The following is a 16,071-nucleotide window of genomic DNA, read 5'->3' as shown; positions in this document are numbered from 1 at the left end:
ATGTCACTGCAGCCCTTGATCGATGACGCCCTGGCGGAGACCCCGCCGGGGCGTGTCGTCTGGGTTGCCCTCTCCGGCGGGCTCGACTCCAGCCTGCTGCTGACCCTTGCCGCGGCTGCCTGCCGGAAGCATCCGCGGCCGCTCCATGCGCTGCACGTTCATCACGGCCTGCAGGACGCCGCCGACGAATTCGCGGCGCACAGCCGGCGTCTCTGCTCCCGGCTCGGGGTGCCGCTCTTCGTGGAGCACGTGGCCGTCGATACCGCGGGCGGTCAGGGGCTTGAGGGAGCCGCGCGCGAGGCGCGTTACACCGCCTTCGCCCGGCGCGTGGCGCCCGGCGAGACGCTATGGCTGGCCCAGCACCGCGACGACCAGGCCGAGACCTTTCTGCTCGCCGCCCTGCGCGGCAGCGGCGTGCGCGGCCTGGCCGCCATGCCGGCGGGCCGCGACTGGCAAGCGCGCCGGCTCGCCCGGCCGCTGCTGGGCGAGCCGCGCGCCGCCCTCGAGGCCGAGGCGCGCCGTCATGGCTTGAGCTGGGTGGATGACCCCTCCAATGCGGACGAGCGACTCGACCGCAACTTCCTTCGCCACCGTGTGCTGCCCCTGCTGGGGACACGCTGGCCCCACGCCACGCACACCCTGGCGCGCAGTGCCGCCTGGGCGGCCGAGGCCGACGACCTGCTTGACGAGCTGGCCGGGCAAGACCTGGCCCGGCTGGGCGACGATCCGGCCCGGCTGGACGTGGCCGAGCTATTCACGCTCTCCCGGCCGCGCCAGCGCCTCCTGGTACGCCATGCCTGCGCTCGCCTGGGGCTGGCGCTGCCTCCGTCGGCCCGGCTGGAGGCGCTGCTCGACCAGCTCGCCGGGCGACGCGATGCCGAAGTGCAGGTCGCCTGGCCGGGCGGCGAGGCGCGCGTCTGGCGGGATGCCCTCTATCTGCTGACACCCCGCGCCCCCTTGCCCCCCGACTGGCAGGCCGAGTGGAACGGCACGGCCAGCGTCGATACCCCGCTCGGGCGAGTCGCGGTGCGCCTCTGGCGGCAAGATGGTGGGCCGGCAAGGCTGCGGCTGGCGCCACGCACCGGCGGCGAGCGATTGCGGTTCGGTGAGCGCGGCAGCCGCGACCTCAAGCGGCTGCTGCAGGAGCTGGGCGTGCCGCCCTGGGAGCGGGCGCGCCTGCTGGTGGTCTGGCATGGCGAGACCACTGTGGCGGTGCTGGCACCGGCACGCGGCGCCTGGCTGGCGGTTGGAGAGGGGTGGCGGGCCGCGCCGGCGGTCAACCCAGGGTCAGGGTGAAACCGGCGGCGGCCTGGTACTCCGCCTCCTGCTCCAGGTCGGTGTGTAGCAGCGAGGGATCCTCGGCGGCGTCGTGGCACAGGTGCAGTGCCTCGCCCTCTGCGCTCAGCACCGGCACGGCGGGGGGCTGTTCGGGGCGGGCGTGGTTGAGCAGCACCGCCAGGCGCAGCAGGCGGGCCAGTCGGCCCAGGGCGGCTTGCTCCGCCGCGGGCAGTGCCTGCCATTCCTTGACCGGGAACTTGCGCCGGTGGGCGCGGACCAGAAAGGCCAGCCGGCGCTGTTCCAGGCGCGAGAAGCCGGCGAGGTCCGAATATTCCAGCAGGTAGGCGCCGTGGCGATGGAACTGGCTGTGGGAAATGGCCTGGCCGATCTCGTGGAGGCGGGCCGCCCAGGCAAGGAAGCGAGCCTGGTCGTCGTCCAGCGCCCAGGTGTGGCGTACCTGGGCCAGCAGCGCCGTAGCCGTGGCGGCCACGTGGCGCGCCTGGCGCGGGTCGACGCCGTAGCGCTGTTCCAGCGCTTCCAGGGTCTTCAGGCGGGTGTCCTCGGGGCTGTTGCGCCCCACCATGTCATAGAGCACGCCCTCGCGCAGGGCGCCGTCGGCGTAGCGCATCGACTCGAGCTCGAAGGCGGTGAAGATGGCCCTCAGGATGGCCACGCCGGCGGGAAAGACCCGGGCGCGGTCCGCCTTGAGCCCGGTCAGGTCGAGCTTCTCGACGCGCTTGTGCTGCACCAGCCGTTGGCGCAGCCGGTCGAGCCCGTGGCGGGTGATCACCCCTTCCGGAGCATCGCCCGCGGCGGCGATCACCGCCGCCGCGGCCTTGATCGTACCGCTGGAGCCCACCGGATCCTCCCAGCCCAGCTCCCGATAGGGGCGCAGGATGTTGGCGAGTTCCGAGTGGGCCGCCAGCTCGGCGCGGTGGAAGGCCTTCTCGGTGATGGCGCCGTCGGCGAAGAAGCGGCGGGTGTAGGTGACGCAGCCGAGCTGCAGGCTCTCCAGCGCCAGCGGCTCGAAGCGCTCGCCGATGATGAACTCCGTGGAGCCGCCGCCGATGTCGACGATCAGGCGGCGGCCGTTCTCGGCCAGGGAGTGGGCGGCCCCCAGGTAGATGAGGCGCGCCTCCTCGCGACCGGCGATGATTTCCACGCGGCAGCCGAGCAGGGCCTCGGCCCGCTCGATGAGTGCCTCGCTGTTGGCGGCATCGCGCAGGGCGTTGGTGCCCACCACGCGCAGGTTGCCGGGAACGATGTCGCTGACGAAGGGGGCGAAGCGCGACAGGCACGCCATGGCTCGGTCGAGGGCGGCAGCGTCCAGGTTGCCCGTCTCATCCAGCCCTGCCGCGAGCTGCACTTTCTCGCCGCGCCGGGCCACCACCTGCAGACGCCCGTCGACGGCGTTGGCCACCAGCAGGTGGAAGCTGTTGGAGCCCAGGTCGATGGCCGCCAGGCGCGTCAGGCCGGGGCGAGCGGCGGGCGAAGGGGCGAGCGGGTCCGGCGTGTGGCTCATGGGACGGTCCTGGCAGCGGGTGATCCAAAGGGTGCGGTGCCACCCGGGGCTTGTCAATCGGCGCCGGGGTGCCTGCCATTGCGGGGTTGCGTTCCCCTTCGGGCTTGTCTACCATCGAGTCGTTCGCCTGTTCCAAATGCTTTCCGGCCGAGACACGGCCTTCGCGTCGCGGTCAACCCAAGTCGTCAGTCAGTCCCTTTTGTCGCCCTCGCTCCAGTGTCTGTCAGAACGAAGGCACGCGAGCCGCGCACAGGCGATGGCAGTCCAGGCGACAACAGCGCTGCACCCTCGACCCTGAGGCCGCCCCGCGGTCTGCGTCCGTCAGCCACGACCCGCGGCTGGTCACGTCGAGCGTCGAGTTCGCCACCCGTCGGTCATCGCACTGAGTGGATGCCTTACCGGGTTCTGAACGCACCCATGCGGCGTACCGTTCTTCATCTCCCGTCGTCACCCCGGCGCCGTGCCGTCACGCTGATATGAGCAACCTCCGAACACACCGATGAATCTTACCGAACTCAAGCAAAAGCCCGTTCCGGAGCTCCTGGATATCGCCCGGGAAATGGGCATCGACAACCTGGCCCGCTCGCGCAAGCAGGACATCATCTTCGCCATCCTCAAGAAGCACGCCAAGAGCGGCGAGGCGATCTACGGGGATGGGGTGCTGGAGATTCTCCAGGACGGCTTCGGCTTCCTGCGCAGCGCCGACAGTTCCTACCTGGCCGGGCCCGACGACATCTACGTCTCGCCGTCGCAGATCCGCCGCTTCAACCTGCGCAAGGGCGACTCCATCTCCGGCAAGATTCGTCCGCCCAAGGAGGGGGAGCGCTACTTCGCCCTGCTCAAGGTCAGCGAGATCAACTTCGACCGGCCGGAGAACGCCAAGCACAAGATACTCTTCGAAAACCTTACGCCGCTGTTCCCCCAGGAGCGGCTGCGCATGGAGATCGGCAACGGCTCCACCGAGGACATCACGGCGCGGATCATCGACCTGGTGGCCCCCATCGGCAAGGGCCAGCGCGGCCTGATCGTCTCGCCCCCCAAGGCGGGCAAGACGCTGATGCTGCAGAACATCGCCACCTCGATCACCCGCAACAATTCCGAGTGTCACCTGATCGTGCTGCTGATCGACGAGCGCCCGGAAGAGGTGACCGAGATGTCGCGTACCGTGCGCGGCGAGGTGGTCGCCTCGACCTTCGACGAGCCGCCGGCACGCCACGTTCAGGTCGCCGAGATGGTGATCGAGAAGGCCAAGCGGCTGGTCGAGCACAAGCGCGACGTGGTGATCCTGCTCGACTCCATCACCCGCCTGGCGCGCGCCTACAACACCGTGGTGCCGAGCTCCGGCAAGGTGCTCACCGGCGGCGTCGACGCCCACGCCCTGGAAAAGCCCAAGCGCTTCTTCGGCGCGGCGCGCAACATCGAGGAGGGCGGCAGCCTGACCATCATCGCCACCGCCCTGGTCGACACCGGCTCCAAGATGGACGAGGTGATCTTCGAGGAGTTCAAGGGCACCGGCAACATGGAGGCGCACCTCGATCGCAAGCTCGCCGAGCGCCGCGTCTATCCGGCGATGAACATCCGCCGCTCCGGGACCCGCCGCGAGGACCTCATCGCCTCCGACGAGGAGATGCAGCGCATGTGGATCCTGCGCAAGCTGCTCAATCCCATGGAGGACACCGCGGCGACGGAGTTCCTCATCGACCGCCTGAAGGATACGAAGACCAACCTCGAGTTCTTCGAGGCCATGAAGCGCCGCTAGTCGGCATCGGGCGGTGAGCGAAGGGGCGGCGTGATATGCTGCCCCTTTCGTTATGGCAGAATCGGGAAACCCAATGAAGTACAAGGATCTGCGTGACTTCATCGCGGCCCTCGAGGAACGGGGCGAGCTCCAGCGGGTGACCGCCGAAGTGGATCCCTACCTGGAGATCACCGAGATCTGCGACCGCACCCTGCGCGCCGGCGGGCCAGCGCTGCTCTTCGAGAACGTCAAGGGCCACGCCATGCCGCTGCTCGGCAACCTGTTCGGCACGCCCCAGCGGGTCGCGCTGGGCATGGGCGAGGCGTCGGTCGAGGCGCTGGGCGAGGTGGGCAAGCTGCTCGCCTTCCTCAAGGAGCCCGATCCCCCCAAGGGCATGCGCGATGCCTGGGACAAGCTGCCGATCTTCAAGCAGGTAATGAGCATGGGGCCCAAGCGGGTGCGCTCGGCGCCGGTGCAGGAGCGGGTGTTCGAGGGCGAGGCGGTCGACCTCGACCGCCTGCCCATCCAGCACTGCTGGCCGGGCGATGCCGCCCCGCTGGTCACCTGGCCGCTGGTGGTGACCAAGGGGCCGCACAAGACGCGCCAAAACCTGGGGATCTACCGTCAGCAGAAGCTCGGTCGCAATCGCCTGATCATGCGCTGGCTCTCCCACCGCGGCGGCGCACTGGACTTCCAGGAGTGGCAAGCCGCCCATCCCGGCGAGCCCTTCCCCGTGGCGGTAGCGCTGGGCGCCGACCCGGCCACCATCCTGGGGGCGGTGACCCCGGTGCCGGACACGCTGTCCGAATACGCCTTCGCCGGGCTGTTGCGCGGCTCGCGCACCGAGCTGGTCAAGTGTGGTCACGCCGACCTGGAGGTGCCGGCCTCCGCCGAGATCATTCTCGAGGGCTTCATCTACCCTGACGACATGGCGCCGGAAGGGCCCTACGGCGATCACACCGGCTACTACAACGAGGTCGACGAATTCCCGGTGTTCACCGTGACGCGCCTGACGCAGCGCCGCGATGCCATCTACCATTCGACCTACACCGGAAGGCCGCCCGACGAGCCGGCGATACTGGGCGTGGCGCTCAATGAAGTGTTCGTGCCGATCCTGCGCAAGCAGTTCCCCGAGATCGTCGACTTCTACCTGCCGCCGGAGGGTTGCTCCTACCGCATGGCGGTGGTGACCATGAAGAAGCAGTACCCCGGCCACGCCAAGCGGGTGATGATGGGCGTGTGGAGCTTCCTGCGCCAGTTCATGTACACCAAGTTCGTGGTGGTGCTCGACGACGACGTCAGCGCGCGCGACTGGAAGGACGTGATCTGGGCCATCACCACGCGCATGGACCCGGCCCGCGACACCGTGATGGTGGAGAACACGCCCATCGACTACCTGGACTTCGCCTCGCCCGTGGCCGGACTCGGTTCCAAGATGGGGCTCGACGCCACCGCCAAGTGGTCCGGCGAGACCGACCGCGAATGGGGCACGCCCATCGTCATGGATGAGGCCATCAAGGCCCGCGTCAGCGAACGCTGGAACGAGCTGGGCATCGCGCTCCCCGACACACACGACAAGAGGCATTCATGACGGCAAGGACCCTGACCTGCCAGGTGACGGCGGTGGAGGACCTGACCCCCGACGTGTTCCGGGTGCGCCTGGAAGGGCGCGCCGAGGCCATGGCCCACGCGCCGGGCCAGTACCTGCAGCTCAAGCTCGACGACGACACCTGGGTGCCGTTCTCCATCGCCAACGCCCACGCCGGCGACGGCACCCTGGAGCTGCACATCCAGCACTGGCCGGAGCGCGGCAACTCGGCGCGCCTGCGCGAGCTCGTCCAGGTCGCCGAGCGGCTCACCCTGCACCTGCCTGGCGGCGACTGCGTGCTGGACAGCGAGAGTACGCGCCCGCTGCTGCTGATTGCCGCCGGCACCGGCTTCGCCCAGATGAAGGCGATCATCGAGGCCTCCCTGCACGAGGCGCCCGAGCGCCCCATCGAGCTGTGGTGGGCCGCCCGCGAGCGCCGCGACCTCTACCTGGAGAGCCTGCCGCGGCAGTGGGCCGCGGAGTACCCGACGTTCCGCTTCCATATGGTGACCGAACGGGCCCCGGAGACCCCGGTCGCCGGCGAGCGGGTGATCGCCCACCGCGGGCGCATCGACGAGGCGCTGGCCCTGGATCTCGCCGATGCCGGCGACCACGACGTCTACCTATCCGGCTCGCCGGGCATGGTCTACGCCTGCGTGGACGTGCTCGCTTCGCTCGGTCTCGAGGCCTCGCGCACCTTCTCCGATGTCTTCGCCTACGCCCCGCGCCGCCCTCTGGTGCCCACCGTGGGCAGCCTCAAGCGGGAGACCGGCTCGTGAGCGCCGCGCCGATTCTCATCACCGGCGGTGCCCAGCGGCTGGGCCGCCACTGCGCCGAGCGCCTCATCGACGACGGCCATCCGGTGATCATCAGCTACCGCCGCGAGCGGCCCGCACTGGACGAACTGCGTCGTCGCGGCGTGGTCACCCTGCAGGCCGACTTCGCCACGGAGGCGGGCATCCTCGACTTCCTCGCTCGGCTCAAGGCCGAGACGGGGGCGCTGCGCGCCATCGTGCACAACGCCAGCGACTGGGCGCCGGACTCCGTCGGCGACGAGGCGGGCGCTAACTTCGAGCGGCTGTTTCGTATCCATATGCAGGCGCCCTACCTGATCAACCTCCACGGCCGCGAGCTGCTCGAGGCGTGCCGCGAGCCCCAGCGCGATATCGTCCACCTGACCGATCATGTAGTGCAGAAGGGCTCGAGGAAGCACGCCGCCTATGCCGCTACCAAGGCGGGGCTGGCCAACCTGACGCTCTCCTTCGCGGCGATGTACGCCCCGTCGATCCAGGTCAACGCCATTGCCCCGGCACTGATCATGCTCAACGAGGGTGACAGCGACGCCTACGTGGCCAAGGCCAAGGCCAAGTCGGCCATGGAGATGGTCCCCGGTCCCGGGGTGATCTACCAGAGCCTGCGCTACCTGCTCGACAACCGCTACGTCACCGGCATCACCCTGCCGGTCGACGGCGGGCGCCACCTGCGCTGATTGCCCAAGGCAATCGCAAGTTGGTCATGCCCTGACATGGCCAGGCAGCAGGAGTGGGAGGCCGGCTCTGCCGGGCGAAGGCGCCGAAAGGCGCCCCGTTTGGGCAGCGCTGCGCGCTGCTTCGCGAGCTGAAGCTCCCTCCCACACTATCTATGATTGCCTCTGGGTTGCCGCCCCATGCGGTCGATGGCCGGCGTCGCCTGCGGTAAACTGATGCCCCTGACGAGAAAACGAGGTATTCCCCATGGCGCATCATGACGACTTTCGTGACGACAGCGGGCTGCTGTCGCTGGTGCTGGGTCTGGTGGTGGTCGTCGGCATGGCTGCCCTGCCGGCGACCATCGGCTGGGTGCAGGTGGTCAGCGGCTAGCCGCTCTTGCCAAGCCCGCGGCGATGCGGCACGATGAAAGCCGACTTCAGGAGAGTGCCATGACCCGACAGCGCCCTGCCAACCCTGCTTCCCTCGCCGCCTCGTGTGGCGTAGAGGCCGTGGCCGGTCGCGGTGGAAAGGGCATGCAGGGCGTGTCACCTCGTGGCTATTGGTTCGGCTACTGGTTTATGACCGGTGTGCCGGCGGCCATGTCCTGAACGCAAGACGCGACATCGCCGGGAGGCACACCCCACCAGGGCCGCCTCCGCAGAGAACCCCCGGACGGCCGCCCGCCCGGGGGTTCTGCGTTTCCGGCCGCCAAGCAACCTGAAGCGAGACACGACAATCAGGAGAAGCACCATGACCGCACCCATCGCCGTCGCCCATCGCCCGCAGCCCGGTTTCGCTGGCTACTACGGCTATTGGCGATTTAGCGAGCCGCGGTCGGTCCAGTGCGCCACCTCCGACCGTGAGACTGCCGGTGGCATGACCTCGACACGATGTTTGCCGACCTCACGGAGTTGATTGCCATGAATGCCCCGCTTTCCCTGGCCGAACGCCAGCCCCTCGACACTGCCACCGACACCGGCCGCGAGACGCGGCTGCCCACCCCCGCCGAGCTGCATGCCCGGTTGCCCCGCTCGCCCCAGCTCGCGTCTCAGGTCGCCGCCCAGCGCGACGCCGTCAAGCGCATCCTCAGCGGCGAGGACGATCGCCTGCTGGTGGTGGTGGGCCCCTGCTCGATCCACGACCCGGCGGCGGCCCTGGCCTATGCCCGACGCCTCGCCGAGCTGACGTCCGCCGTTTCCGACCGGCTGTTGCCGGTGATGCGCGTCTACGTCGAGAAGCCGCGTACCACGGTGGGCTGGAAGGGGCTCGTCTACGATCCCGATTTGGACGGCAGCGGCGACATGGCCCGCGGCCTGGCCCTGTCGCGCCAGCTGATGCGCGAGATCGCCGCCCTCGGCCTGCCGGTGGCCACCGAGCTGCTGCAGCCGATGCTGGCGCCTTACCTGGAGGATTTGCTGGCCTGGGTGGCGATCGGCGCGCGCACCACCGAATCGCAGCTGCATCGTGAGCTGGCCAGCGGCCTGGAGGCCGCCGTGGGCTTCAAGAACGCCACCGGCGGCGATATCGGCGTGGCGCTGGACGCCATGCGTGCCGCCGCCCACCCCCATCAGCACTTCGCCCTGGACGCCGCCGGCCAGCCGGTGGTGCGCGACACCGCCGGCAACGCCCATGCCCAGCTGGTGCTGCGCGGCGGCCACGGCGGCCCCAACCACGATGCCGCCTCGGTGCGCGCGGCGCGCGAGGCGCTGGAGGGCGCCGGGCTCCGCCCGCGCCTGATGGTGGACTGCAGCCACGCCAACGCGCGCAAGGATCACTGTCGCCAGGCGGCGGTATTGCGCGACGTGCTCGCCCAGCGCCGGGACGGGGAGACGGCGCTGGCCGGGGTGATGCTCGAGAGCCACCTGAACGCGGGCAAGCAGCCGCTGGAGCCCGGTGCGTTGCGCTACGGCGTCTCCATCACCGATGCCTGCCTGGGCTGGGAGGAGACCGAGGCGCTGCTGCGCGAGGCCGCCGAGCAGTTGCGCTGAGTCGCCACCGCTGTGAGCGGCGCCGGGAACAGGCCAGAGGGAAGGTCCGACGCCAGGGATGGCGTCGGTAGCGTACAGGGAGGTATTCACAGCGCCTCCCCGTAGGCCTGTTGCCGGAGCCAGTGGTTGGCCCTGTACCCGGGCGGACGATGTCGGGATAATCCCGCCAGTCCCGTCCGCCCGAGGAGCCCCGCATGCCGTTTCACTTCGAACACCACGACCCGGCGACCTACCGCCGCAAGGCGCGCATCATCAGCGTTGCCATGGCCGGCCAGCTGATCGTCTTCGGGCTGGTGTTCGCCCAGTTGCTCACCGCGACGTTCGGCTCCAGCCTGTGGCTCAACGCCCTGGGCGTGCTGCTGGGGCTGATGGCCACCAGCCTGGTGTTCGCGGTGCTGCGCGAGCGCCCCTGGATGGCGGAGATGCGCTACGTCTGGCAGCTCAAGCACCACCTCTCGCGGCTCAGCGGCTACCTCTCGACCCTGCGCCAAGCCGTGGACGAGGGCAACGACGTCGCCCTGCATCTGCTGACCGCCTACCACCAGGGCATGACGCAGCTCGCTGAGCTCAACGGCCGTACCCTCGACGACGACAGCGAGCGGGCGGCCGAGCGGGTGCGGGTGCGTCAGCTGCGCCGCGACAAGGGGCTGCCCGAGCAGGTCGAGGGCTTCGATCCCGAGGATCTGCGCGCCTTCCGCAAGAAATGAGCATCACGCCTTGGCGGCATAGGCGTAGAGCAGCGTCTCCTGGGCGCTGATCGGCGCGCTGTCGCCGCGCTCCGGGCGGTGGTAGGTGCCGTCGGGCTGCAGTAGCCAGCTCTGGCAGTTGTCCACCAGGTATGTCTCCAGGTCCTTGCGCACTCGGGCGGCAAGCTTCTTGTCGCGCAGCGGGAAGGCGGTCTCCACGCGGTGGAACATGTTACGCGCCATGAAGTCGGCACTGGAGCACCAGGTCTCCGGCTTGCCGTCGTTGTGGAAGTGGAAGACCCGGGTGTGTTCCAGAAAGCGTCCCACCACCGACCGCACGCGAATGCTTTCCGAGATGCCCGGCACGCCGGGGCGCAGGCAGCACATGCCGCGGATGATCAGGTCGCATTCCACCCCCGCCCGGGAGGCCCGATAGAGGGCCTGGATCAGCTTGGGCTCGGTCAGCGAGTTGCACTTGATGATCAGGCGCGCGGTGCGCCCGCGACGGGCGTGCTCCGCCTCGCGGTCGATCATCGCCACCAGCCGTTCGTGCAGGGTGAAGGGGGCGTGCAGCAGGCGGTCGATGTGCCGCGCGCGGCCCATGCCGGAGAGCTGCTGGAAGACCTTGTGCACATCGGCGCACAGCGTCGGGTCGGCGGTGAGCAGGCTGTAGTCGGTGTAGAGCTTGGCCGTCCGGGCGTGGTAGTTGCCGGTGCCCAGGTGGGCGTAGTGGCGCAGCTTGCCGCGCTCGCGGCGAACGATGTGCATCATCTTGGCGTGGGTCTTGTAGGCCATCACGCCGTAGATGACGATGGCGCCCGCCTCCTGCAGCCGCGAGGCGAGTGCCAGGTTGTCGGCCTCGTCGAAGCGTGCGCGCAGCTCGATCACCACGGTCACTTCCTTGCCGTTGCCGGCGGCTTCCACCAGGGCGCCGACGATGGCCGAGTCGGCGCCGGTGCGGTAGAGCGTCTGCTTGATGGCCAGCACGTCGGGGTCGCGGGCCGCCTCGCGCAGCAGGTCCTCCACCGGCGAGAAAGCCTGGAAGGGGTGGTGGAGGAGGATGTCGCCGCCGGCGATGGCGGCGAACAGGCTCTCCTTGCGCAGCAGCGACTTGGCCATGCCCGGGGTGAAGGGGCGGTAGAGCAGGTCGGGGCGGTCGACCTCGCTCAGCACCGACATCATGCGCGTCAGATTGACCGGCCCGTGGACCCGGTAGAGGTCGCTCGCCTCGAGTTCGAACTGCTTGAGCAGGAAGTCGGCGAGCTCCTCGGGACAGTTGTCGGCCACTTCCAGGCGCACCCCGCTGCCGTAGCGCCGTGCCAGCAGCTCGCCGCGCAGCGCCGAGGCCAGGTCGGACACCTCCTCCGGATCCACCGAGAGGTCGGCGTTGCGGGTGAGGCGGAACTGATAGAGGCCGCGCACAGCCATGCCCGGAAACAGTTCCTCGGCATGGGCGTGGATCATCGAGGAGAGGAACACGAACTCGCGAAAGCCCGCTTCGCACAGCGCCTCCGGCAGGGCGATCACCCGCGGCAGCGAGCGCGGCGCCGGGAGGATGGCCAAGCCCCCTTCGCGCCCGAAGGCGTCCTTGCCCTCGAGCTCGACGATGAAGTTGAGGCTCTTGTTGACCAGCCGCGGGAAAGGGTGGGAGGGATCCAGGCCGATGGGGCTGATCACCGGCATGATCTCGCTCTCGAAGTACTCGCGCACCCAGTCGCGCAGGGCGTCGTTCCATTCGCCGCGACGACGGAAGCGCAGCCCCTGGCGCTCCAGGGCGGGAATCAGCGACTCGTTGAGGATCTGGTACTGACGCGCCACCTGGGCGTGGGCCAGTTGGCTGATCTCGGCAAGCACCGAGCGCGGCGAGCGCCCGTCGGCGCCGGTCGACTCGTCGCCCAGGGCGATCTGGTGCTTGAGGCCGGCCACGCGGATCTCGAAGAATTCGTCCATGTTCGACGAGAAAATCAGCAGGAACATCAGCCGGTTGAGCAGCGGGTGGGCCTCGTCGAGGGCCTGCTCCAGCACACGGATGTTGAACTGAAGGTTGGAGAGCTCGCGGTTGAAGTAGAGGCTCGGGTCGCCGAGGTCCGCCTCGGGGTCGGGAATCGCCTTGGGCTTGATGCCGGTTCCCGTCTGGTTGAGGCGCGGAGTGACGGCGTCGCCGGCCGGTTCGGCCGGCCCACGGCTCTCCCCCTCCGGCACGCTGCCGGAGGGGGGGGGTGTGGACGCGCGGCGGCTGTGCGAATCTTCCATGGTCTCTCTCTGTTGTCGGCGGACCGGAAGGGCACAGCCCTCCGGTCACTGGGCGAGCAGTCGAGCGGCCCGCTTGGCGAAGTAGGTCAGCACGCCGTCGGCGCCGGCGCGCTTGAAGCAGAGTAGCGATTCGAGGATCACCGTGTCGGCATCCAGCCAGCCGTTGTCGAAGGCAGCCATGTGCATGGCGTACTCGCCGCTCACCTGGTAGGCGTAGGTGGGCACCCGGAGCTCTTCCTTCACGCGGTGCACCACGTCCAGGTAGGGCATGCCGGGCTTGACCATCACCATGTCGGCCCCCTCGGCCAGGTCCAGGGCCACCTCGTGCAACGCTTCGTCGCCGTTGGCCGGGTCCATCTGGTAGGTGCGCTTGTCGGCCTTGCCCAGGTTGGCGGCGGAGCCCACGGCGTCGCGGAAAGGGCCGTAGTAGTGCGAGGCGTACTTGGCGCTGTAGGCCATGATGCGCACGTTGCTCAGGTGCTCCTGCTCCAGCACCTGGCGGATCTCGCCGATGCGACCGTCCATCATGTCCGAGGGGGCGACCACGTCGGCGCCGGCCTCGGCGTGGGAGAGCGCCTGCTTGAGCAGCGTCTCCACGGTGCGGTCGTTGAGCACGTAGCCGCGCTCGTCGACGATGCCGTCCTGGCCATGGCTGGTGTAGGGGTCGAGTGCCACGTCGGTGATCACGCCGAGCTCGGGCAGCGCCGCCTTGAGGGCGCGCACGCTGCGCTGAACCAGCCCCGAGGCATTGTAGGCCTCCTCGGCCAGCTCGCTCTTCTGCGCGGCGTCCACCACCGGGAAGAGCGCCAGGGCGGGGATGCCCAGGTCGAACGCCTCGCGCGCCTCCTCGATCAGCAGGTCCAGCGACAGCCGCTCGACGCCGGGCATGGAGGGCACGGCCTCGCGGCGATTTTCTCCCTCCAGGACGAAGACCGGCCAGATCAGGTCGGCGGCGGTCAGGGTGGACTCGCGCATCAGGCGGCGCGAGAAGTCGTCGCGGCGCATGCGCCGCATGCGCGTGGCGGGATACTGGCGCGGGGTCATGAAGCTCAAGGTGTCTCTCCGGCTGGGGCCATGATCGCCACCCGACAAGCTTAGCCGTGGCGGATGACGGTTCGATGACAGGGTGGATGCTTTCCCCGAGTATATCAGTGTCGTGCGGTGCCGGAAGCCGCGCCTTGTCGCACCCGTCGGGACTCTCTACAGTGTTGCCTTTCAGGCGAGAGGCGCGGGCCTGCCACGGGCGGGCCGCTCATTGGAGGAGAGAGGCATGAGTAAACAGGTGGCGGTCATCCTGTCGGGCTGCGGCGTCCAGGACGGCTCGGAGATCTACGAGACCACGCTGACCCTGCTGCGGCTCGATCAGCTGGGCATCAGCTATCGCTGCTTCGCCCCGGATATCCCGCAGCACCACGTCATCGACCATCACAGCGGTGCCGTGGCCCCGGGGGAGAGGCGCAGCGTGCTGGTGGAGGCCGCGCGACTGGCGCGGGGGGACATTGACTCCCTTGAGGGGCTGGACGCCGACGACTTCGACGCGGTGATCCTGCCCGGCGGCTTCGGCGCCGCCAAGAACCTGTCGAACTTCGCTGAGGCCGGCAGCGACATGGTGGTGCACGACGGCCTGGTCGAGGTGGTGGGGGACTTCCACTCGGCACGCAAGCCCATCGGCCTGATGTGCATCAGTCCGGCGCTGGCGCCCAAGCTGCTGGGCCCGGGCATCGCCGTCACCGTGGGCCACGACCCGGGGGTCGCCGGTGCCATCAGCGCCATGGGCGGCCTGCACCGCAGCTGCGGTGTCGAGGATATCGTGGTCGACTTCGAGAACCGCGTGGTGTCGACGCCCGCCTATATGCTCGCCACCCGCATCAGCGAGGCGGCCACCGGCATCTTCAAGCTGGTCGACCGCATCGACGAGATGATGGACCTTTGATCTCGCTTCGTCGGGAGCGGCAAGCGATAACCACAACGCCGCCATGGCAGGGCCATGGCGGCGTTCTCGAGCTCGCTGATTTTCAAGCTTGAAGCGTCGCGCTTACGCCTCGCTGTCCTCGTCCTCCGCGCTCCTGCGGCGGTGCCGCACCAGCCGGCCGAACAGGATGCCCACCTCGTAGAGCAGGTACATGGGCACCGCCAGCAGGCTCTGCGAGATGACGTCCGGCGGGGTGAGCAGCATACCGATCACGAAGCAGCCTAGAATGATGTAGGGGCGCTTCTTCGACAGGCTCTCCACCGTGGTGGCGCCCGAGGCGATCAGCAGGAAGGTGGCGATGGGGATCTCGAAGGCCACGCCGAAGGCGAAAAACAGCTTCAGGACGAAGTTGAGGTACTGGTTGATGTCGGTCATCACCGCCACGTCCTCCGGCCCCGTCTGGGTGAAGAACTCGAACAGCAGCGGAAAGACCACGAAGTAGGCGAAGGCAGCTCCGGCATAGAAGAGCGCCACGCTGGAGGCCAGGATCGGCATGGCCAGCGCCTTCTCGTTGTCGTAGAGGCCCGGGGCGACGAAGGCCCAGGCCTGGTGCAGCACGTAGGGGATAGCGGCGAAGACCGCCACTACCAGGGTCAGCTTGAAGGGGGCCAGGAAGGGCGAGGCCACCTCGGTGGCGATCATCTGCGACCCCTCGGGCAGCAGCGCCATCAGCGGCTGGGCCACGAAGGTGTAGATGTCGTTGGCGAAGGCGTAGAGCGCCAGGAAGATCACCAGGATGGCCACCACCGCGCGCAGCAGGCGCGAGCGCAGCTCCACCAGGTGTTCGATCAGCGGGGTCTGCGCCATTTCCGGCTTGTCATCGGAGTCGCTCATCGGGAAGCGGCATCCCTCTTGTCGTCAGCGGAAGCGGTGTCGTCCTTGACGGTGTCATCCTTGACGCTGGCCAGGGCGTCATCGAGGCGCGCCGAGGCCGGCTTGGGGGTCTCGGCGTCGGCGCCGGATGCCGGGGCGTCGCGCTGCCGCGGGGGCGTCTCCTCCTCGGCGAGTCGCTCCACATCGCGCTTGGCCTTGCCGAGGCTCTTGTCGAGCTTGGTCTGCTGCTCCTTGAGCTTCTGGCGCAGCTCCTCGGCCTCGAGCTGGGCATTGATTTCCTTCTGCATGCCCGAGACGGTGCGCTTGACCTTGCCGATCCAGAGCCCGAGCGTGCGCGCGGCCTTAGGCAGCCGTTCGGGGCCGAGCACCAGAAGGCCCACGACCCCGAGCAGGAGCAGTTCGAGAAAGCCGATATCGAACATGGCGGCTTACTTGCGCTCTTCCCGATCCTCGACCTTCTCCTCGCGCTTCTCTTCGGCGCGCACATCGTAGGTGTTGGGCGTCTCCTCGTGGGAGACCTTGGCCTGGGCGTTCTCCTCCTTGTCCTTCGCCTTGTCTTCCTCGTTGACGGCCTGCTTGAAGCCCTTGACGGCGCCGCCCAGGTCGCTGCCCACGTTGCGCAGCTTCTTGGTGCCGAAGATCAGGATGATGATGCCGAGTACGATCAGCAGCTGCCAGATACTGATACCACCTAACATGAAGGTTACCTCTGGTTCGGGTTTCCGGATGCGCCGGAATGTCGC

General features: G+C 68.8%; 16 protein-coding genes. 10 read left to right on the top strand and 6 right to left on the bottom strand.

Annotation, left to right across the window (positions count from 1 at the left end):
• Positions 1–1,296: a tRNA lysidine(34) synthetase TilS gene (tilS, locus tag FEF15_RS05215; RefSeq protein ID WP_163558094.1), complete on the top strand. Its 1,296-nt coding sequence runs from the start codon at positions 1–3 to the stop codon at positions 1,294–1,296.
• Here tilS and ppx read toward each other — a convergent pair.
• Entirely contained in the window at positions 1,277–2,800 is a 1,524-nt protein-coding gene (gene ppx, locus FEF15_RS05210) for an exopolyphosphatase (protein ID WP_163558093.1), read from the bottom strand. The genes tilS and ppx overlap by 20 nt on opposite strands.
• Positions 2,801–3,299: 499 nt before the next feature.
• Between ppx and rho the strand changes: the two genes are divergently transcribed.
• The 8 genes from rho to FEF15_RS05175 all read left to right on the top strand — a co-directional run bounded on the left by rho (position 3,300) and on the right by FEF15_RS05175 (position 10,290).
• Entirely contained in the window at positions 3,300–4,559 is a 1,260-nt protein-coding gene (rho, locus tag FEF15_RS05205) for a transcription termination factor Rho (RefSeq protein WP_163558092.1), read from the top strand.
• A gap of 73 nt (positions 4,560–4,632) precedes the next feature.
• Positions 4,633–6,129, top strand: coding sequence for a 4-hydroxy-3-polyprenylbenzoate decarboxylase (gene ubiD, locus FEF15_RS05200; protein ID WP_163558091.1), 1,497 nt, complete (start codon positions 4,633–4,635; stop codon positions 6,127–6,129).
• Positions 6,126–6,905, top strand: coding sequence for an NAD(P)H-flavin reductase (locus FEF15_RS05195; protein ID WP_163558090.1), 780 nt, complete (start codon positions 6,126–6,128; stop codon positions 6,903–6,905). The genes ubiD and FEF15_RS05195 overlap by 4 nt, the downstream gene beginning before the upstream one ends.
• Positions 6,902–7,615, top strand: a complete 714-nt coding sequence (gene folM / locus FEF15_RS05190; RefSeq protein WP_163558089.1) for a dihydromonapterin reductase — start codon at positions 6,902–6,904, stop codon at positions 7,613–7,615. Before FEF15_RS05195 ends, folM begins: the two co-directional genes overlap by 4 nt.
• 244 nt (positions 7,616–7,859) lie before the next feature.
• Positions 7,860–7,985, top strand: coding sequence for a hypothetical protein (locus FEF15_RS19600; RefSeq protein WP_276208192.1), 126 nt, complete (start codon positions 7,860–7,862; stop codon positions 7,983–7,985).
• Positions 7,986–8,044: 59 nt separating this feature from the next.
• Complete coding sequence (locus tag FEF15_RS05185; RefSeq protein ID WP_163558088.1) at positions 8,045–8,203, top strand: hypothetical protein; 159 nt, start codon at positions 8,045–8,047, stop codon at positions 8,201–8,203.
• 312 nt (positions 8,204–8,515) lie between these two features.
• On the top strand, positions 8,516–9,583 hold the full coding sequence (locus tag FEF15_RS05180) for a 3-deoxy-7-phosphoheptulonate synthase (RefSeq protein ID WP_163558087.1): 1,068 nt from the start codon (positions 8,516–8,518) through the stop codon (positions 9,581–9,583).
• A 194-nt stretch (positions 9,584–9,777) separates the two neighbouring features.
• Positions 9,778–10,290, top strand: a complete 513-nt coding sequence (locus tag FEF15_RS05175; RefSeq protein WP_163558086.1) for a DUF3087 family protein — start codon at positions 9,778–9,780, stop codon at positions 10,288–10,290.
• 3 nt (positions 10,291–10,293) lie between these two features.
• Here the strand turns inward: FEF15_RS05175 and ppk1 are convergent, their stop codons facing one another.
• Both ppk1 and hemB read right to left on the bottom strand, forming a co-directional pair.
• A complete protein-coding gene (ppk1, locus tag FEF15_RS05170; protein WP_163558085.1) occupies positions 10,294–12,522 on the bottom strand; it encodes a polyphosphate kinase 1 in 2,229 nt (742 codons plus the stop codon).
• Between the two features lie 45 nt (positions 12,523–12,567).
• Entirely contained in the window at positions 12,568–13,575 is a 1,008-nt protein-coding gene (gene hemB, locus FEF15_RS05165; protein WP_163558084.1) for a porphobilinogen synthase, read from the bottom strand.
• Positions 13,576–13,792: 217 nt separating this feature from the next.
• On the opposite strand from hemB, the gene elbB reads away from it, so the two are divergent.
• Positions 13,793–14,455: an isoprenoid biosynthesis glyoxalase ElbB gene (elbB, locus tag FEF15_RS05160; RefSeq protein ID WP_163558083.1), complete on the top strand. Its 663-nt coding sequence runs from the start codon at positions 13,793–13,795 to the stop codon at positions 14,453–14,455.
• 102 nt (positions 14,456–14,557) lie between these two features.
• On the opposite strand, the gene tatC is transcribed toward elbB, so the two are convergent.
• The 3 genes from tatC to tatA are packed head-to-tail and all read right to left on the bottom strand — an operon-like array spanning position 14,558 to position 16,026.
• Positions 14,558–15,328, bottom strand: coding sequence for a twin-arginine translocase subunit TatC (gene tatC / locus FEF15_RS05155; protein WP_163558082.1), 771 nt, complete (start codon positions 15,326–15,328; stop codon positions 14,558–14,560).
• Positions 15,325–15,750: a Sec-independent protein translocase protein TatB gene (gene tatB / locus FEF15_RS05150; RefSeq protein ID WP_163558081.1), complete on the bottom strand. Its 426-nt coding sequence runs from the start codon at positions 15,748–15,750 to the stop codon at positions 15,325–15,327. The genes tatC and tatB overlap by 4 nt, the downstream gene beginning before the upstream one ends.
• A 6-nt stretch (positions 15,751–15,756) precedes the next feature.
• Positions 15,757–16,026 carry a Sec-independent protein translocase subunit TatA gene (tatA, locus tag FEF15_RS05145; protein ID WP_163558080.1) on the bottom strand — a complete coding sequence of 90 codons (270 nt, stop codon included), beginning with the start codon at positions 16,024–16,026 and terminating at the stop codon, positions 15,757–15,759.
• Positions 16,027–16,071: the final 45 nt, after the last annotated feature.

Source organism: Halomonas sp. NO4 (assembly GCF_010994375.1).
Classification (GTDB): Bacteria; Pseudomonadota; Gammaproteobacteria; order Pseudomonadales; family Halomonadaceae; genus Halomonas.
This window is presented reverse-complemented; position numbering and strand designations above follow the sequence as displayed.

Excerpts from the sequence above, each read along its gene's own strand:
- tilS (WP_163558094.1), top strand. The coding sequence starts at position 1 with ATGTCACTGCAGCCCTTGATCGATGACGCCCTGGCGGAGACCCCGCCG.
- ppx (WP_163558093.1), bottom strand. The coding sequence starts at position 2,800 with ATGAGCCACACGCCGGACCCGCTCGCCCCTTCGCCCGCCGCTCGCCCC.
- rho (WP_163558092.1), top strand. The coding sequence starts at position 3,300 with ATGAATCTTACCGAACTCAAGCAAAAGCCCGTTCCGGAGCTCCTGGAT.
- ubiD (WP_163558091.1), top strand. The coding sequence starts at position 4,633 with ATGAAGTACAAGGATCTGCGTGACTTCATCGCGGCCCTCGAGGAACGG.
- FEF15_RS05195 (WP_163558090.1), top strand. The coding sequence starts at position 6,126 with ATGACGGCAAGGACCCTGACCTGCCAGGTGACGGCGGTGGAGGACCTG.
- FEF15_RS19600 (WP_276208192.1), top strand. The coding sequence starts at position 7,860 with ATGGCGCATCATGACGACTTTCGTGACGACAGCGGGCTGCTGTCGCTG.
- FEF15_RS05185 (WP_163558088.1), top strand. The coding sequence starts at position 8,045 with ATGACCCGACAGCGCCCTGCCAACCCTGCTTCCCTCGCCGCCTCGTGT.
- FEF15_RS05180 (WP_163558087.1), top strand. The coding sequence starts at position 8,516 with ATGAATGCCCCGCTTTCCCTGGCCGAACGCCAGCCCCTCGACACTGCC.
- FEF15_RS05175 (WP_163558086.1), top strand. The coding sequence starts at position 9,778 with ATGCCGTTTCACTTCGAACACCACGACCCGGCGACCTACCGCCGCAAG.
- ppk1 (WP_163558085.1), bottom strand. The coding sequence starts at position 12,522 with ATGGAAGATTCGCACAGCCGCCGCGCGTCCACACCCCCCCCCTCCGGC.
- elbB (WP_163558083.1), top strand. The coding sequence starts at position 13,793 with ATGAGTAAACAGGTGGCGGTCATCCTGTCGGGCTGCGGCGTCCAGGAC.
- tatC (WP_163558082.1), bottom strand. The coding sequence starts at position 15,328 with ATGAGCGACTCCGATGACAAGCCGGAAATGGCGCAGACCCCGCTGATC.
- tatB (WP_163558081.1), bottom strand. The coding sequence starts at position 15,750 with ATGTTCGATATCGGCTTTCTCGAACTGCTCCTGCTCGGGGTCGTGGGC.
- tatA (WP_163558080.1), bottom strand. The coding sequence starts at position 16,026 with ATGTTAGGTGGTATCAGTATCTGGCAGCTGCTGATCGTACTCGGCATC.